The organism is Geojedonia litorea (genome assembly GCF_042654525.1).
GTDB lineage: Bacteria > Bacteroidota > Bacteroidia > Flavobacteriales > Flavobacteriaceae > Geojedonia > Geojedonia litorea.
On the sequence record NZ_JBHSGP010000014.1, the window covers coordinates 307,296 to 326,331 of the forward strand.

The window sequence follows — 19,036 nt, forward strand, 5'->3', positions numbered from 1 at the left end:
ATAAAAATGCGACCTGTAGTTACTCAACATAACCCAACAGGTCGCATTTTTTTATGCTAATAAAAGAATTTATTTCAATTTCTTTTTAACCTCCACTTCTTGGAATGCTTCTATAACATCATCAATTTGAATGTCGTTATAGTTTTTAATTTGCATACCACAATCGTAGCCTTTAGCTACTTCTTTGGCATCATCTTTAAAACGTTTAAGCGAGGCCAATTCTCCGGTGTAAACAACTACACCATCTCTGATAAGTCTTATTCCAGAATTTCTGAATATCTTACCACTAGTAACCATACAACCAGCAATAGTACCCACTTTAGAAACTTTAAAGGTTTCTCTAATTTCGGCAGTACCGGTAACTTCTTCTCTTACTTCTGGAGATAACATACCTTCCATTGCATCTTTAAGATCGTTTATGGCATCGTAAATAATAGAATAGGTTCTGATATCTATTTCTTCCTTATCGGCAATCTGTCTGGCGTTACCCATAGGTCTAACGTTAAATCCAATGATAATAGCATCAGATGCTGTTGCTAAGAGCACATCACTTTCAGTAATAGCTCCTACTCCTTTATGAATAATATTGACTTGAATTTCTTCAGTAGAAAGTTTTTGGAATGAATCTGTTAAAGCTTCGACAGAACCATCCACATCACCTTTAAGGATGATATTCAATTCTTGGAAATCGCCAAGAGCAATACGGCGTCCAATCTCATCTAATGTAATATGACGCTGTGTTCTCACTGATTGCTCACGTTGTAATTGCGTACGTTTAGCCGCAATTTGTTTCGCTTCGCGTTCGTCTTCGAAGACGTTAAATTTATCACCTGCTTGTGGTGCACCATCTAGTCCTAAAATGGAAACTGGTGTTGATGGTCCAGCTACCTTTACATCATTACCACGCTCATCATGCATGGCTTTCACCTTACCACTATTTTTTCCGGCTAATACATAATCGCCAATTTTTAGTGTTCCTGCTTGAACAAGAATTGTGGAAACATATCCTCTACCTTTATCAAGGAAGGCTTCAACCACAGTTCCGTTTGCATTTTTATTAGGATTTGCTTTTAACTCTAGCAATTCGGCTTCTAAAAGAACTTTTTCAAGTAATTCTTTAACCCCTTGCCCTGTTTTTGCAGAAATATCTTGAGACTGAATTTTACCTCCCCAATCTTCTACTAATAAATTCATATTTGCTAATCCTTCTTTTACTTTTTCAGGATTGGCATTTGGCTTATCAATTTTGTTTATAGCGAAGACGATAGGCACATTTGCTGCTTGAGCGTGAGCGATTGCTTCTTTGGTTTGTGGCATTATATCATCATCTGCAGCTATTACAATAATAGCCAAATCTGTAACTTGAGCTCCACGGGCACGCATTGCGGTAAAAGCTTCGTGACCTGGAGTGTCTAGAAAGGCGATTTTTTGTCCGTTGTCTAAAATAACACCATAAGCTCCAATATGCTGCGTTATACCACCAGACTCCCCTGCAATTACATTTTCCTGTCTGATATAATCTAATAATGAAGTTTTACCGTGATCAACGTGTCCCATAACGGTAACGATTGGAGCGCGAGGTTTCAGGTCTTTAGGATCGTCTTGAGTATCTTCGAGTGATTCTTCGATATCTGCGGTTACAAACTCAACTTCATAACCAAACTCATCTGCAACAACCGATAAAGTTTCTGCATCCAAACGTTGATTCATAGTCACCATCATTCCTAAAGACATACATGCCGAAATAATTTCGGTAACCGAAACATTCATCATAGTTGCTACTTCACTTGCGGTGACAAACTCTGTTACCTTAAGTGTTTTACTTTCTGCTTGTTGTTGTTCTAAATCTTTTTCAGATTGCTCTCTATGTTGATCTCGTTTTTCTCTACGGTATTTAGCTCCTTTTCCTTTAGAGGATTTTCCTTGAAGTTTTTCAAGTGTTTCACGTACTTGTTTTTGAACTTCAGCTTCACTTGGTTCTTCTTTAATAGTACTTGTGCGTTTGCCTCCAGGTTTACCTTTAAAACCTCCACGATTTCCTTGACGGTTATCTGAATATCCTGGTCTATTGTCAGATCCAGAATCGGTTTTACTTATTCTACGTCTTTTCTTTTTATTGGCATCTGACTTTGCAGCTTTGTTTGGTTCTGCCTTTTTTTCTTCTTTCTTCTTTTTAGGTTTATCAAATTTTGATAAATCTATTTTATCTCCTGCAATAGTAGGTCCAGAAAGCTTTTGGTATTTGGTTTTTAACCGCTCATCATCTACTGATGTTTCTACTTCTTGTTTTGCTACTGGAGCTTTTACTTCTGGTTTTGGGGAAGGCGGTTTTACTTCATCTACTTTGACTTCTGGCTTTACCTCTTCCTTTACTTTCGGTGCTTCCTTTGGTGCTTCCTTTGGTGCCTCCTTTGGTGCTTCTTCGACTTTAGGCTCCTCCTTTTTTACTTCAGCTTTAACAGGATTTAAGTCAATTTTGCCAATCTGTTTTGGCCCACTTAAATCTGCTTTGGCTTTAATAACTCTTTTGCTCTCTTCTTCCTTTTTAGTCTTTTCCTCCAATTCACGCTCACGGAGTTCACGAAGTTCTTCTTTCTCTTTAAGCTTTGCCTCACTCACCTCAATGGATGCTACTTTTTTATGCGCATCGGTTTGAAATTCGTCGGAAAGAATTTTGTAAACGTCTTCGGATATTTTTGTATTAGGACTTTTCTCTATTTCAACACCTTTTGATTCTAAAAAATCAACAGCACGATCAATAGAAATATTGAGTTCTCTTAATACTTTATTTAATCTTGTTTGAGCCATAAATTGCTTGTAATATAACTTAAATATGTGTTATTCTTCAAATTCTTCTTTAAGAATTCTGATAACATCTAAAATTGTTTCTTCTTCTAAATCTGTTCGTTTTACCAGGTCTTGAACGTCTTGTTCTAGAATACTTTTAGCAGTGTCTAAACCTGCTTTGCTGAATTCTTCAATAATCCAACCTTCTATTTCATCAGAGAATTCGGTTAATTCTACATCTTCTTCGGCGCCTTCTCTAAATACGTCAATTTCATAACCTGTTAATTGTCCTGCTAAACGAATGTTGTGCCCACCTCTACCTATAGCTTTTGATACTTCTTCTGGCTTAAGTAATACTTCGGCACGCTTTGTTTCTTCATTTAATTTTACAGTAGTAACTCTTGCAGGACTTAATGCTCTGGTAACATAGAGTTGTAAGTTATTGGTGTAATTGATAACATCAATGTTTTCATTCCCCAATTCGCGAACAATACCATGAATTCTAGAACCTTTCATACCAACACAAGCTCCAACTGGATCAATTCTATCATCATACGAATCTACCGCAACTTTGGCTTTTTCTCCTGGAATACGTACTACATTTTTAATAGTGATTAAGCCATCAAATACTTCAGGAATTTCCTGCTCAAATAATTTCTCTAAAAACACCGGAGATGTTCTAGACATGATAATGGCTGGTTTATTTCCTTTAAGCTCTACACTTTCTATAATACCCCTTACATTTTCCCCTTTTCTGAAAAAATCTGAAGGGATTTGTTTTTCTTTTGGCAAAATAATCTCATTGCCTTCATCATCTAATAAAATGATGGCTCTATGGCGAATGTGATGTACTTCGGCGGTATAGATTTCGCCTTCTAATTCTTTAAATTGCTTATAAATATTAGTATTATCGTGTTCGTGAATTTTAGAAATCAAATTTTGACGTAATGCTAAAATTGAACGACGTCCTAAATTAATTAATTTCACCTCTTCTGCAACATCTTCTCCAACTTCAAAATCTGGTTCAATTTTACGCGCTTCGGTTAAAGTAATTTCTTGGTTTGGGTCTTCTACTTCATCATCTGCAACAACAACTCTATTTCTCCAAATTTCTAAATCACCTTTATCAGGATTGATAATGATATCAAAGTTATCGTCATCACCATACTTCTTTTTTAATGCATTTCTTAATACATCTTCTAAAATCGCCATCAACGTTACACGATCAATGAGTTTATCGTCCTTGAATTCTGAAAAAGAATCGATTAACGCTATATTTTCCATCTCTGTTAAGAATTAAAATTTTATTATCACTTGTGCTTCCAAAATAGCGTCATACGCTAATTCTATTTGTTTTTTTACCGTAATTTTTCCTTTGCCTACGGGTTTTGGTTCTCTAGTTTTCCATTCTAATACAATGCTTTTGGCATCTGTTTTTGTTAGTACGGCTTCTAATTGTTGCCCATCTTGTGTTTTAACATTTAAAATCCTACCAATATTTTTTTTATACTGCCTTGGGTTCTTGAAGGGAGATGTTGCACCAGCGGAGGTGACTTCAATAGAAAAATCATTTTCTTCTCTATCTAAATTATGTTCAATCGCCCTGCTAATAAACATACAATCTTCTACTAAAACCCCATTATCACCGTCAATAACAACAGTAATAGCATTGCTTTCAGAAATTTTTAGGTCAATTAAAAACAGATCTGGTCGTTCTTCTAACCCTTTTTCCAATAACTCTTTTACTTTGTTCTTAAACATTTTTAGTATAAAAAGAGGGGACTTTCATGTCCCCTCGTATTTTCTTTTTCCATACAACGGGTGCAAATATACAACATTTAAATTTATTTTCACAATCAGAACTTTGTCGATTTTTATTCTTAACTTTAATGTACACAGAAAGCTACAGCCGTCATGAAAAAAATCCTTGTTCCTACTGATTTTTCTAAAACTGCGGAGCACGCATTAAAAGTAGCTGCGCAATTAGCAAAAACCTATGATTTTGAGATTTATTTATTACACCTTTTAGAGCTTCCTCTACAAGAAGTTGATCCTTTAAACGCACACAGCGAACTTCCTGAAGCTATGTTTTTTATGAAACTGGCACATCAAAAATTTGAGGCATTAATGTCTAAAGACTTTTTAAAAGATATTAAAGTACACGAAACCATTAAACCTGACAACTCGTTTAGTGGCATTATAGACAAATGTCATGAGTTGAAAATTGATTTTATTGTAATGGGATCACATGGTGTTAGTGGACTCAAAGAACTGTTTATTGGTTCTAACGCCGAAAAAGTAGTTAGAACCTCTGATATCCCTGTGCTGGTTGTTAAAAAAGAACATGCCGATTTTCATGTTTATGATTTTGTGTTTGCTTCCAATTTCAAAAATGAATGTAAACACACCTATAAACAAGCCATAGAATTTGCTAGATTATTTGATGCCAAAATACATTTGTTAATGGTAAATACGGCTAGTAAGTTTATAACCTCAAAAGATGCTAAATCCAGGATTACTGAATTTGTAAAAAACACCCGATTTGAAAATTATAGTATTAATATTTATAATGACAAAAGTGTTGAAGCAGGAATTTTAAATTTTGCAAGTGAGATTGATGCTGATTTAATAGGAATTAGCACCTATGGCCGACAAGGTCTTGCTCATTTCTTTAGCAGTAATATTAGTGAAGATTTAGTAAATCATGCTAAACGGCCTGTGATGACTTTTAAAATTTGATTTGGCTGTCTTTTTACCTGCCCTTTTAATAATAACACCTCAAATTTCAAGACAAAAAAAATCCCGATCAAAACAATGATCAGGACTTCAAATTTTGTTGGCCTACTAGGGCTCGAACCTAGACTCTTCTGGACCAAAACCAGACGTGTTGCCAGTTACACCATAGGCCAATCTCTAAATGAGGATGCAAATTTAGTACAAAGTTTTATTTGCACAAATTATTTCTCTAAAAATAATCTAAAAAGCTTAACGTTAACTTAAAAACATTAGGGGTTTATATATTTATTAGTAAATTCGCTCGCATTAATATGTAACATAACTTATGACACATTTCAACTTCAAGAAATGGAACACCATAATTGGATGGTTTGTTTTCCTTGTAGCGCTTATTGTTTATGGGCTAACCATTGAACCAACAGTTAGTTTTTGGGATGCTGGAGAGTATATTTTAACCTCCTCAAAATTACAAGTTGGTCATCCTCCAGGAGCGCCATTATTTCAAATGTTAGGCGCCTTTTTCTCGCTTTTTGCATTAGAAGCTTCACAAATAGGCATGATGCTCAATATGATGAGTGCTGTTGCCAGTGCATTTACCATTCTGCTCATGTTTTGGACGGTTACCATATTATTACGAAAACTTATAGGAAAGGCAGAAGACCTTTCTAAAAATGAAGCTGTCGCTATTTTAGGCAGCGGCCTTGTTGGGAGTTTGGCGTTTACTTTTACCGATTCGTTTTGGTTTAACGCGGTTGAAACTGAGGTGTATGCTATGGCCACTTTAATCATGGCTTTAATGTTTTGGTTAGGACTGCGTTGGGAGCAGGACATGCATACGCCAAGAGGAAATAAATGGCTCATTTTAATAGCCTTTGTTATTGGGCTTTCATTTGGAGTTCACTTTATGGGATTATTGACGATTCCTGCATTGGGCCTTATTTATTATTTTAAAAATTACGAAAAACTAACAGTTAAGAATTTCATAGTTGCTAATGTAGTATCGGTATCGGTTCTTCTTTTTATTTTTAAATTATTGCTCCCATCGGCCTTAAAACTATTTGGGTATTTAGAAGTGTTTTTTGTGAATGAAATAGGACTCCCATTTAACTCTGGGACCATCATCGCCGGGCTTCTGGTTATATTAGCCTTTTACTTTGGTCTGCGCTATACCAAACAAAAAAACTATATACATGCGAATACTTTAGTGCTATGTTTGATGTTTATTTTTATAGGTTTCTCGTCATGGATGATGTTACCTATTCGTGCTAATGCCAATGTAATTATTAATGAAAACAATCCAGCCAGTGCTAGAGAGTTACTGGCATATTATAATCTTGAACAGTATCCTGAAACTCATTTGTTTTACGGTCCGCAATTTACAGAAATCTATTCAGGTGCTGACGAAAATCAGCCATTTGTAGATGACAAACCTAAATACGAAAAGGATTTAAAAACAGGTAAATATGTCATTGTTAATGATTATAAAAACTCCAAACAAAATTATAATCACAAACATGCTTCCATTTTACCACGTATGTGGAGTACTGAACATGCCGAAAATTATATGATGTTTACTGGTTTAATAGATTTTAAAATCAAACCAGAGTACCAAATGCAAAATGAACTGCGCTCTTTGGTTAACGATTTCAAATCAAGAGTAGCACGGGGTGAAATAGATTATGCAGATTATAACACCTTTTTGAAGACTTACGGACAATCCTATTTAGATGTTGAAAAGCCTGCATTTATGGATAATGTCATGTACATGTTCCAATATCAACTCGGGTATATGTATTGGCGTTATTTTATGTGGAATTTTGTTGGACGCCAAAATGATATACAAGGAAAATACGATAATCTTAACGGGAATTGGATTAGCGGCATCAAACTAATTGATGAATGGCATCTTGGAATGTCTCAAGACAATTTACCCAGTGACGTTAAAAACAATAAAGCTCGAAACACCTATTACTTCCTTCCTTTATTATTAGGCTTGCTAGGGTTTTTCTTTTTGTTTAAAAAGAATCCAAAATTATTTTGGACCATGCTAGTTTTTTTCTTGTTTACAGGAGTTGCCATCCAGGTTTACACAAATGTTAGGCCTTTTGAACCTCGAGAACGAGATTATTCGGTAGTTGGATCGTTTTATGTTTTTGCCATTTGGATTGGATTTGGCGTTTATGCTATTTATGACTTTTTGAAGACTTATTCAAAATCGAAATTATTACCATCTGCTATAACTCTAGCATGTTTAGTATTAGTTCCTGGCGTATTAGCAGCAAATAATTGGGATGATCATGACAGATCAGGCAGATATACTGCTCACGCAATGGCTAGAAAATATTTAGAATCTTGTGCACCTAATGCTATATTATTTACTATTGGAGATAATGACAGTTTCCCGTTGTGGTATTTGCAAGAAATTGAAGGTGTACGTACTGATGTGCGTGTTGTGAACACGAGTCTTTTCCAAACCGATTGGTATATTGACCAAATGAAACGAAAAGCATACGAGAGTGATCCTATTCCTTCACAACTTACACATGACCAATATAAATTTGGAACTCGTGATTATCTTATGTTACGGGAGATTACTAACGACACAATGAACATTAAAGATTTAATGAATTTTGTGAGTAATGACAATCCAAGATATAAACTTAAATTTCTGTTGCAACGTGAAAATGAAGACATTAGTTATTATCCTAATTACCTTCTAAATTCTAATTATATTCCAACTCGACATATTAGAGTTCCCGTTGATTCGGCAACCGTCATTAAAAATGGAATTGTGAAACCAAAAGACGCCCATAAAATTGAACCCTATTTAGACCTTACTATTGGAAATTCAGTATATAAAAATCGCTTATTAATGTTAGATATTATAGCTAACAACAATTGGGAACGTCCTATCTATTTTTCTGGTGGAAGTTTTGGTGATGACGACTATATCTGGATGAAAGACTACCTTCAATTAGATGGATTGTGCTATAAATTAGTTCCAATTAAAACTCCTGTAAACAAGGCCAATCCGTTTGATATGGGACGAGTTGACAGCGAGTTAATGTATGAAAAAGTGATGTCATGGGACTGGGGCAATAGTGGTAGTCCAGATATTTACCATGATGTAGAAACTCGTAAAAATGGAATCACTTACAGGGGGAATCTAGCAAGATTAATTGAACAATTAATCAATGAAGACAAATATGAAAAGGCAGAGCAAATAGCCGATTTGGCTATGGAAAAGATGCCTGTTGATTATTTTGGTTATTACACACTATTGGAACCATATATAAGCGCCTATTATGAAGTTGGTGCTTCAGAAAAAGGCCGAAAATTATATATGGATGTTTCTAAAAAGTATCAAGAAAGTCTTACTTATTACAGTGGATTGACTATTAAAAACCAAGAAAAGTACATCAGTGAAATTGTAACCGATATTGAGCGTTACCGTGGCCTGGTTGATTTACTTGTAGTTTATGGTGACAAGGATTTTGCCCTTGAGGAGACAAAAAAATTCAATGATTATTTACGTCTTTTTAGGCATTTTACAGGAGAATCAGTTGAAGACGAAACTCCTTTAAATGATAGAGATATAGCCAGGGACACTATTGACAGTATCGTAAAGGCTCAAGAATAGCATATTGTGAAGCTCACACCAACCAAGACACCTTTTGTTGTTAAAAAAATGTTCCCAGATTATGTTTGGGAAATAAACACTACACAAAAGGAGTTGTTTTTAACCTTTGATGATGGACCAACTCCAGAGATCACACCATGGGTATTAGATCGGCTGCAACACTATAATGCCAAAGCAACCTTCTTTTGTATTGGTTCAAATATTGAAAAGCATCCAGAAATTTTTAAGCGGATCATTGAAGAAGGTCATCAAATAGGTAATCATACACATAACCATATTAAAGGCTGGAAAACTAAAACTAAAGACTATTTAGTAAATGTACATGAAGCACAAAATTCAATAGCTCTCCAAATACCAAAAACCAAACACCAAAAACCAAATATCGTAAACCTTTTCAGACCTCCTTATGGCCAAATCAAACCTAAACAAGGTAAAAAGCTTATGGCATTAGGTTATAAAATTGTGATGTGGGATGTGTTATCTTTTGATTGGGATAAAACAATCACCAATGAAGCGTGTTTAAATCAGGTTATCTCAAAAAGTAAGGCAGGAAGTATAATTGTTTTTCACGACAGTGTAAAGGCATCAAATAATATGATCTATGCACTACCTAAAGTATTGGAGCATTATTCAAAACTAGGATTTCAATTTAATGCTATTGAAGCTTAAATATATTCTTGGATAATCCCTATGAGTGTATTGGCATCTTGTTCGCCACTATGACGCCATTTCATTTCGCCATCTTTATAAATAATGAGAGTAGGAAGACCTTTTACTCGAAGGGCTTCAGCTAGCTCTTTATTTTTGTCAACATCAATTTTAATCACTTTAGCTTTATCGCCTAGAGCAGCTGCTACATCTCTTAACACTGGATGCATTGCTGTAGATTGTTCATTCCATTCTGTAAAAAAATCCAACAGCACCGGAATATCAACATCTATGAGTTCCCCAAATTTTGACATACATTAAAGTTTTAAGTCAAATGTTTCAATACAAACCTACGTAATTTTTTTATATTTTACTTTAAGTCACTTCATCTAGTAGGTTCACGTTGATAGTAGTATAAAAATAATCAAATTTAACTACATTAAAAAATTTCTTACAATCAAGCTGGCTTTGGTCCTTTTTTTAATGTTATTACGGAAATTTCAGGCCAAATTCCAACTCGTCCTGGGTATCCCAAATATCCGAAACCTCTATTCACATTTAAATATTCTCCATTAGATTCATAAATTCCTGCCCAGTGTTTATATCGCCATTCTACAGGGCTCCACTTAACCCATCCAGGAATTTCTATACCAAATTGCATTCCATGAGTATGCCCGCTAAGTGTCAGGTGGTAATGATGTTCATCTTTAGTGACCACTTCATCCCAATGGCTAGGATCATGGCTCAAAAGAATTTTGAAATCCTTGGGATCAACCAACTCTGATGCCTTTTTCAAATCGCCCGCTTTTTTAAATCCACCCTTGCCCCAATTTTCTACACCAATTAACGCTAGTCGTTGACCGTTTCTTTCTATAAATCGGCTTTCATTCAAAAGCAAATTATAGCCCATTTCGCGCTGTATTTGTTTTAAATCTTCTAGGTTTTGTCTTTTTTCTTCACCAGATTTCCAAGACACGTAATCACCATAATCGTGATTTCCAAATATGGAGTAAATCCCGTCCTTGGCCGACAAACTTCCAAAAAGCTCTTTCCATGGTTCCATTTCTGAAGCTTTATTATTTACAAGGTCACCAGTAAATAAGATTAAATCCGATTGTTGAGATTTAATGAGTTCAACTCCATAATTGATTTTTTCTCGGTTGTCAAAACTGCCAGAATGTATGTCACTTATTTGTGTGATTTGATATCCATCAAAAGCATCTGGCAAGTCTTCAAAATGAAGCGTATACTTAAGCACTCTGTAATTGTATTTACCCCTGTACATCCCGTACAACAACGAGGTAAAAGGTATAGCGGCCAGTCCTAAAGCAATTTGACTAACAAATATCCGGCGCGACGGTAAATAAAAGCCGTCTTTAGTTGTAACTAAACTATCATATAGGCCTAAACAAACCCTAATGACATCTTCAATAAAAAGAATTGGCACCAATACCAGATTTAAGGAGAGGAACGTTAATAAAAAGCCTAGAGCATAGCTCTTCCCAGGAGATAATACGCGTCCTTCAGACTGTGACAAAAACTGATACATAAAATTGCCTATTACCAATAGTGCAATAGCAATAAACATATAATGCAACCAACTATGTTTAGTGATAGTTTTAATGGCTTGAAAACCGTAAAAACTCAAAAGGAAATAGATGACTATAAAAATAATCCAGCGTGACATAGATGCAATTTTTTCAAATATAAAGTAATTTAAAATCTTTAATGAATTTGAATTTACAATTAACGATACCTTAAGATTTGCTATCTTTAAATCCCGATTTCTAGGTTAGAAATTAAATAATATCATTTAAGTTAAAGTATGAAAAGACGTAACTTTATTAAAAATGCATCGCTCACAGGTGTTGGAATAGCTGTTGGTAGTTCTTTAGCAGGTTGTAATGAGCCTGCTAAAAAAGAAAATGAATCTGAAGTTGCTATAAACAAATCCAATAGTGCCTACATCCCTGTGGTGATTGCAACCTGGAATGTAAAACAATCAACGTCTAAAGCCTGGGAAACTATTCAAAATGGCGGCAGTGCTTTAGACGCCGTGGAACAAGGTTGTCGGGTAGAAGAAGCTGACGAAAAAGGGCAATCTGTTGGCAAGGGCGGTTTACCCGATCGTGAAGGTCATGTGACTTTAGATGCTTGTGTAATGAATCAACATGGTGATTGCGGCGCCGTAGTTTATCTTAAAGACATCACACATGCGGTTTCTGTTGCTCGAAAAGTGATGGAAGAAACACCACATGTAATGCTTGCTGGTGATGGGGCTAAACAATTTGCCCTATCTCAAGGGTTTCAACCAGAAAATTTACTTACAGAAGCGTCAAAGACTGCTTGGGAAAAATGGAAAATAGAAGCTAAATACAAGCCTATTATAAATATTGAAAATCATGACACAATAGGGATGTTAGCAATCGATAGCAAGGGTGACATTTCAGGAGCTTGTACTACCAGTGGGCTAGCTTACAAAATGGCTGGACGTGTTGGCGACTCACCTATAATAGGGTCTGGACTTTATGTGGATAACGAAATCGGAGCTTGTGTAGCCACAGGTTTAGGTGAAGAAGTCGTTAAAACGGTTGGGAGCTTTTTGGTGGTCGAACTTATGCGTCAAGGCAAAACGCCACAACAAGCATGTGAAGAGGCCATTGGCAGAATAGTAAACAAGCCCAACAGCAACTATAAAGATTTTCAAGTAGGCTATATTGCACTAAATAAAAAAGGAGAAACGGGTTATTTTGCCATCCATGAAGGCTTCACTATGACCAAATACCAAGATGGCGTGAATGAACAACTCCAGTCAGATTTCTTCAACAAAGCTTAAAACCACTTAATGGTTAAATCTGCCAGTTTTTGCTTAAACTTTGTATAAGGCGGTAACAAAAGGTTCAATGGCCCCTTGGTATGCCTTCTTAATACGGCGCGTTGGTTTGAAAAATCTTGAAATCCAAAAAATCCGTGAGTTTTACCAATACCACTTCCATTACTCCCTCCAAAAGGTAAATTATGGTTTGAAACTTGCAAAGCATTTGTATTGATGCACGTTGTACCTGCTCTCGTATTGCTAATGATTTTCTCTATTGTTTCATTGCTTTGGCTATAAATATAAAGGGCTAAAGGCTTTTCTTTATTATTAAGGTATGTAATAACCTCATCAATTTCATCAAATGTTTTAAGGGGAAGAATAGGACCAAATATTTCTTCATTAAGAAGCTTGGCCTCTTCTTTTAGGTTGGAAATCACCGTAGGTTCGATAAAATTATCACCTACATCAAAATTACCACCTAATTCTATATTCGCCCCATGTGTTTTAGCATCTTCAATATAATTTGTTAATCTATTAAAATGTTTATTATTAACGACACGACTGTAGGAATCAGAGGTTGAGGCATCTTTAGAATAATAATAAAGGACTTTCTCCTTGTAGGCTTTTATAAATTCAGCCTTTTTGGAGCTGTGAATCAAAACATAATCAGGAGCGATACATGTTTGGCCATTATTAAGGTACTTGCCCCAAACCAAGCTATCAATTGCCTCTTTAATACTGGCTGTTTCATCTATTATAGTTGGAGATTTTCCTCCCAATTCTAAAGTTACTGATGTTAAATGTTTAGAAGCAGCAGCCATTACAATTTTGCCAACAGCAGGAGAACCTGTGAAAAAGATATGATTAAAAGGCAATTTTAATAGTTCTTGTGAGACTTCAACTCCTCCTTCTATCAAGGCAACTTCATGTTCTTCAAAAAGATCCTTAACGATGGTGGCCATCACTTTAGATATATTTGGAGTTAATTCAGACGGTTTTATAATTATTGTGTTTCCAGCTGCAATAGCAGAAACTAAAGGAGAAAAAGTTAAATTTAATGGATAATTCCAAGGTGACATTATTAAACACACCCCTTTAGGTTCATATTTATAATAGGAAGATGTACCCAGTAAGGCCAAAGGTGTTGGAACCTTTTGACGCTTCATCCAGTGTCTTAAATTGGCCTTTGCGTGCTTGATTTCTCGAACTACCAGATAGATTTCGGTGAGATTAGTTTCTATGGGCGGTTTCTTAAAATCGGCAAACAGGGCCTCCCTAATAGCCTGTTTATAGGTATATTGAATTGCCCGATGAAGTGCATTCAACTTCTTAATACGCTGATTATAGCTAGTGTTTCCAACATTATATTGATGTTTTTTTTGGGCATTAAATAGCTCAAAATACCTGTTATCCATAAAATCTGTCATTTAATCTATAACGAATTTATTGGGCTGCGAGCCCATTTTGTGCATTTCATCGATGTTTTTTGTATCGCGTTTCATTTTATCCATTTATCGGTCGTTTTCAACTAATTTATTCATTTAGACTGAAAATCGTCCGTTTCTTTGACATGTAATTAAACCCCAAATTTAGTTTAGTCATGAAAAAAGTTTTAATCATAGTAGCCTTTCTAACAGTTCCTTTCTTAACTGTTGCTCAAAGCAACACTCTTGTTAATGAAGAAGTAATTACTGTTGTTGCTAAAGATACTGCTAAAACTGAAACTTCTACAAAACAATCAGCTACTTCTAAATTTAAAGCTGAAGCCGTTAACATGAACCACAAAAAGAGTAACGATATTATCAGCATCAAGGCTTACAGAAAAAGTCTTCAAATTAAAGTTGCTGAAATTAAACTTTGTTAATACCCAATAATAACACTATATATAGGATCCGAAGTTAAGTACTTCGGATTTTTTTATGCCATAAACTCAAGTTCAAGTTTCAATTCACTCATAAGTTTTTGTAGATTTGAGGTTCTTACAAAAACAATACAATGTCTGAACAAAAACGTCTTTTTCTGGTTGATGCTTACGCCCTTATATTTCGAGGTTATTATGCCTTTATAAAAAACCCTCGTGTGAATTCAAAAGGTGTCGATACATCTGCAATTTTAGGATTTATGAATTCGTTATTGGATGTCATTAAACGCGAACGCCCTGATCATTTAGCAGTTTGTTTTGATCAAGGAGGAAGTTCTGACCGAGTTGAGATGTATGCCGAGTATAAGGCCAATCGTGATGAAACCCCAGAAGCTATTAAAGTTGCTGTACCTTATATTAAAGATATTTTAAAAGCCATGCATATTCCTATAATGGTGAAAGAAGGTTACGAGGCCGACGATGTCATTGGAACGCTCTCCAAACAGGCAGAATTGCAAGGCTATAAAACTTTTATGGTTACACCAGATAAAGATTTTGCCCAATTAGTTTCAGAAAACATATTTATGTACCGCCCTAAATCATTTGGCGGTGGTTATGAAACCTGGGGAATTCCTGAAGTACAACAAAAATTTGAAGTAGAACGCCCTGAGCAGGTCATTGACTTTTTAGGTATGATGGGAGATTCTAGTGATAATATCCCTGGTTTGCCTGGTGTTGGCGAAAAAACCGCTAAAAAGTTTATTCAGGAATACGGTAGTATGGAGAATCTTTTGGCCAACACACATGAACTCAAGGGTAAAATGAAAGAAAAGGTAGAGGCTTCTAAAGAGTTGGGACTCCTATCGAAGGAACTTGCAAGGATTATGCTAGATGTTCCTGTTGAATTTTGTGAAAAGGATTTTGAAATGTCTGATCCCGATATTGAGGCCGTGAGTAACATTTTCCAAGACCTAGAATTCAGACGATTAACCGAAAACTTTTTAAAAACTTTTAGTGCTGAAGCTAAATCTTCAACAAGCACGGATGCAACTACTACTAATACTGGATCTACTTCAAAGCCAACTAATAAGAAAGTAACTGATGCTGGAGCAGGACAATTTTCGCTTTTTGGTGGAGAGGAAGATAATGATAACACTGCATCTTCTACATTTACTAGAAAAACAGCATCAACCACTTCGCATTTTTATCAAAGTGTTGCATCTGGCATGGCCACCAAATTGTTTATAAAAAACTTAATTGCTCAAACTTCTGTATGCTTTGACACCGAAACAACAGGGCTCAACCCACTCACTACAGAATTAGTTGGTATTGCATTTTCTTGGGAAGCTGGCAAAGGATTTTACTTGCCATTTCCAGAAAATCGTGATGAAGCACAAAGTCTAATTGAACAACTTCGTCCTTTTTTTGAAAATGAATCCATTGAAAAAATCGGGCAGAATTTAAAATATGACATTAAAGTTTTAGCAAAATACAATATAGACGTCAAGGGGAAACTGTTTGATACGATGTTGGCGCACTACCTAATTAACCCAGATATGCGCCATAATATGGATGTCCTGGCAGAAACCTATTTAAACTACACGCCCATTTCAATAGAATCTTTAATAGGAAAAAAAGGGAAAAACCAATTATCAATGCGCGATGTACCATTAGAACAGCAAACAGAATACGCTGTTGAAGATGCCGATATTACCTTGCAGTTGAAGGAACATTTTCAAACCGAACTTGGAGAAGCCAACACCCAAAGCCTTTTTAATGATATTGAAATTCCTTTATTGCGTGTACTTGCAAGCATGGAATTGGAGGGTATTAATTTAGATAAGGACTTCTTAAATTCACTTTCGGAACAGCTCGATGCTGACATTAAAACTTTAGAAACTAATATCTATGAAGCAGCTGGAGAAGAATTCAATATAGCTTCGCCAAAGCAATTAGGCGATATTTTATTTGATAAATTAAAACTTGTAGATAAGCCAAAGAAAACAAAAACAGGCCAGTATGCCACTTCAGAAGACATTTTAAGCTATTTGGCCAAGGATCATGACATCATTAGACACATTTTAGATTTTCGTGGTTTAAGCAAGTTAAAAAGCACCTACGTAGACGCTTTGCCTTTACAGGTTGAGCCTTCAACAGGTCGTGTGCATACGGATTATATGCAAACCGTTGCCGCTACAGGACGTTTAAGTAGTAACAATCCTAACCTTCAAAATATTCCTATTCGCACCGAACGTGGACGACAAGTGCGTAAGGCATTTATTCCAAGAAACAACGACTATACGCTGTTAGCGGCTGATTATTCGCAAATTGAATTACGTATCATAGCTGCCTTAAGTGAAGAAGAGACCATGATTGAAGCCTTTAAAAACGGTGAAGACATCCACGCCTCTACAGCTTCAAAAGTATTTAATGTGCCCCTAAACGAAGTTTCCAGAGAGCAGCGAAGTAACGCCAAAACTGTGAACTTTGGAATTATTTATGGTGTTTCTGCTTTTGGCTTAAGTAATCAGACTGATCTATCGAGAAGTGAAGCCAAAGAACTCATTGACACCTATTATGCCACCTATCCTAAACTACGAAAATTCATAAGTGAACAAGTTGATTTTGCTAGAGACAATGGATATGTACAAACGGTTTTGGGTCGGCGAAGGTATTTAAAGGATATCAATTCCAGAAATGCCGTGGTTCGTGGAGCAGCCGAACGGAATGCCGTAAATGCGCCAATACAAGGCAGTGCTGCCGATATTATAAAAATAGCTATGATCAACATCCACAATAGACTTAATGAAGGGAGCTTCAAAACTAAAATGCTACTTCAAGTACATGACGAATTAGTATTTGATGTATACAAACCAGAACTTGAAGCCATTAAATCTTTAGTAAAAACCGAAATGGAGAGTGCCTATACTTTAAGAGTTCCTTTAGATGTGGATTTAGACATAGGAGATAACTGGCTAGAAGCGCATTAACTTCTTTTTTATTAGCAGCGCTATTTTTTAAATACATCCTGACTTAATTAAATTGTCTAGTCTATCCGCTAATGTATTCTAAATGAAATGATTAAATAAAGACACTATCTTAAATCTTTTAAAGTGTACTAATACATTAAGCCTTTATAAAATTTTTAAAAAATCAAAGCATCACTTAAGATTGTTTTTAGACATAAAATGTTTTATATTAGGCACTTGTCTAAACAAATCCCTCTGAAAATCGTTATATGAAAAAACCTGAAATTCCAAGTAATGAATCAAAACGCCTAAAAGCTTTAAGCAATTATAATATTCTAGACACATTACCAGAAGAAGAGTATGATGCCATCACTAAAATTGCTGCTGAAATCTGTAACACTCCTATTGCACTCATAAGCCTAATTGACCCTAGTAGGCAGTGGTTTAAATCTCATCATGGGTTAGATGCTACTGAAACACCCAGAGAAGTAGCCTTTTGTGCTCATGCCATTAACAACCCCGATGAACTTCTTATTGTACCTGACGCAACTAAAGATATAAGGTTTCATGACAACCCATTAACCACTGATGAACCGCATGTTATTTTTTATGCTGGAGCTCCTTTAAAAACCTCCGATGGCTTTGCATTAGGAACCCTTTGTGTAATTGATACCAAACCAAGAAAAAAGCTGTCTAAAAGGAAGAGGAAGTCGTTAGAAGTGTTTGCAAAACATGTTGTTGCCCTCTTAGAACTTCGCAAATCAAACATTAAACTAAAGCAGTCCAATAAAGCCTATAAGCGTGTAAATAATCAATTAAAGCATTTTAATTATAGACTTACGCATGATTTAAAAACCCCTATCCATGCTATAAGTTCTTTAGTTGGTCTTATAGAAGATGGTCATTCGAATCTAGTCAAAGGAACTGAAGTTGAAAACTATTTAAACTTAATATTTACCCGTACCGAACATATGGAGACTCTAGTAAATGGTATTTTGGATTTTGTTATCCTTACTAATGAAAAAATAGAATTAGTGAAATTTAAACCAATTGATGTCATACACAAAATCATTGACTATGAAGAACTAGAACCAGCATTAAATTTAAATTTAAAGCATTGTGACCAAGAAGTATCCCATTCAAAATTGGCTTTCAAACTAATATTTCAAAACTTATTAGTGAATTCAGTCAAATTTAAAAACAAATCCAAAAGCACTGTTTGGATTTCATTAGTAGACGAACAAGACCACTTTCATATAACTTATGAAGATGACGGACCTGGAATTGAAAAGCAATATTGGGAGAAAATTTTCGTAATGTTTGAAACTCTAAATGACTATAATTCACTTAACACAGGAATTGGCCTAGCGACGGTAAAATCTATTGTTGACAGAATAGGCGGTTCTATCTCAATTAGTCATCGCAGTGAAAATAAAAGTGGAGTTTTATTTCAATTAAGACTTCCAAAAATCATAGCAGGAAACATTAATTAGTACTAATTAAATGTTCTTAAAATTAACCTGATTTCTTTTTCCAATCACAAACCATAACTGTTAAACATATCCATAAAAAACTAC

General features: G+C 35.3%; 13 protein-coding genes and 1 tRNA gene. 7 read left to right on the forward strand and 7 right to left on the reverse strand.

Going from position 1 to position 19,036, the window contains the following annotated elements:
• Positions 1-69 precede the first annotated feature (69 nt).
• Genes infB through rimP form a run of 3 tightly spaced genes read right to left on the reverse strand, consistent with a single transcriptional unit; the run spans position 70 to position 4,548 of the window.
• On the reverse strand, positions 70-2,808 hold the full coding sequence (gene infB / locus ACFO5O_RS09365) for a translation initiation factor IF-2 (RefSeq protein WP_387963119.1): 2,739 nt from the start codon (positions 2,806-2,808) through the stop codon (positions 70-72).
• Positions 2,809-2,838: 30 nt separating this feature from the next.
• Positions 2,839-4,071 carry a transcription termination factor NusA gene (nusA, locus tag ACFO5O_RS09370; protein WP_387963121.1) on the reverse strand — a complete coding sequence of 411 codons (1,233 nt, stop codon included), beginning with the start codon at positions 4,069-4,071 and terminating at the stop codon, positions 2,839-2,841.
• 12 nt (positions 4,072-4,083) lie between these two features.
• Positions 4,084-4,548, reverse strand: coding sequence for a ribosome assembly cofactor RimP (gene rimP / locus ACFO5O_RS09375; RefSeq protein ID WP_387963122.1), 465 nt, complete (start codon positions 4,546-4,548; stop codon positions 4,084-4,086).
• A gap of 153 nt (positions 4,549-4,701) precedes the next feature.
• On the opposite strand from rimP, the gene ACFO5O_RS09380 reads away from it, so the two are divergent.
• On the forward strand, positions 4,702-5,526 hold the full coding sequence (locus ACFO5O_RS09380) for a universal stress protein (RefSeq protein WP_387963124.1): 825 nt from the start codon (positions 4,702-4,704) through the stop codon (positions 5,524-5,526).
• 97 nt (positions 5,527-5,623) lie between these two features.
• Here ACFO5O_RS09380 and ACFO5O_RS09385 read toward each other — a convergent pair.
• A tRNA-Gln gene (locus ACFO5O_RS09385) sits at positions 5,624-5,696 on the reverse strand.
• 152 nt (positions 5,697-5,848) lie between these two features.
• Here ACFO5O_RS09385 and ACFO5O_RS09390 point away from each other — a divergent pair.
• Together ACFO5O_RS09390 and ACFO5O_RS09395 are read left to right on the forward strand one after the other, a co-directional pair.
• Positions 5,849-9,163, forward strand: coding sequence for a glycosyltransferase family 117 protein (locus ACFO5O_RS09390; protein WP_387963126.1), 3,315 nt, complete (start codon positions 5,849-5,851; stop codon positions 9,161-9,163).
• A gap of 6 nt (positions 9,164-9,169) precedes the next feature.
• Positions 9,170-9,832, forward strand: coding sequence for a polysaccharide deacetylase family protein (locus ACFO5O_RS09395; protein WP_387963128.1), 663 nt, complete (start codon positions 9,170-9,172; stop codon positions 9,830-9,832).
• Here ACFO5O_RS09395 and ACFO5O_RS09400 read toward each other — a convergent pair.
• Entirely contained in the window at positions 9,829-10,125 is a 297-nt protein-coding gene (locus ACFO5O_RS09400; protein WP_119030019.1) for a thioredoxin family protein, read from the reverse strand. The two genes, ACFO5O_RS09395 and ACFO5O_RS09400, sit on opposite strands and share 4 nt — an antisense overlap.
• A 143-nt stretch (positions 10,126-10,268) precedes the next feature.
• Positions 10,269-11,498: a metallophosphoesterase gene (locus ACFO5O_RS09405; RefSeq protein ID WP_387963130.1), complete on the reverse strand. Its 1,230-nt coding sequence runs from the start codon at positions 11,496-11,498 to the stop codon at positions 10,269-10,271.
• Between the two features lie 138 nt (positions 11,499-11,636).
• Between ACFO5O_RS09405 and ACFO5O_RS09410 the strand changes: the two genes are divergently transcribed.
• Positions 11,637-12,647, forward strand: a complete 1,011-nt coding sequence (locus ACFO5O_RS09410) for a N(4)-(beta-N-acetylglucosaminyl)-L-asparaginase (RefSeq protein ID WP_387963132.1) — start codon at positions 11,637-11,639, stop codon at positions 12,645-12,647.
• On the opposite strand, the gene ACFO5O_RS09415 is transcribed toward ACFO5O_RS09410, so the two are convergent.
• Complete coding sequence (locus ACFO5O_RS09415; protein WP_387963134.1) at positions 12,644-14,056, reverse strand: aldehyde dehydrogenase family protein; 1,413 nt, start codon at positions 14,054-14,056, stop codon at positions 12,644-12,646. The two genes, ACFO5O_RS09410 and ACFO5O_RS09415, sit on opposite strands and share 4 nt — an antisense overlap.
• Before the next feature lie 173 nt (positions 14,057-14,229).
• On the opposite strand from ACFO5O_RS09415, the gene ACFO5O_RS09420 reads away from it, so the two are divergent.
• The 3 genes from ACFO5O_RS09420 to ACFO5O_RS09430 all read left to right on the forward strand — a co-directional run bounded on the left by ACFO5O_RS09420 (position 14,230) and on the right by ACFO5O_RS09430 (position 18,952).
• Positions 14,230-14,493, forward strand: coding sequence for a hypothetical protein (locus ACFO5O_RS09420; protein ID WP_387963136.1), 264 nt, complete (start codon positions 14,230-14,232; stop codon positions 14,491-14,493).
• Positions 14,494-14,624: 131 nt separating this feature from the next.
• A complete protein-coding gene (gene polA, locus ACFO5O_RS09425) occupies positions 14,625-17,480 on the forward strand; it encodes a DNA polymerase I (RefSeq protein ID WP_387963138.1) in 2,856 nt (951 codons plus the stop codon).
• 248 nt (positions 17,481-17,728) lie between these two features.
• A complete protein-coding gene (locus ACFO5O_RS09430; protein WP_387963140.1) occupies positions 17,729-18,952 on the forward strand; it encodes a sensor histidine kinase in 1,224 nt (407 codons plus the stop codon).
• Positions 18,953-19,036: the final 84 nt, after the last annotated feature.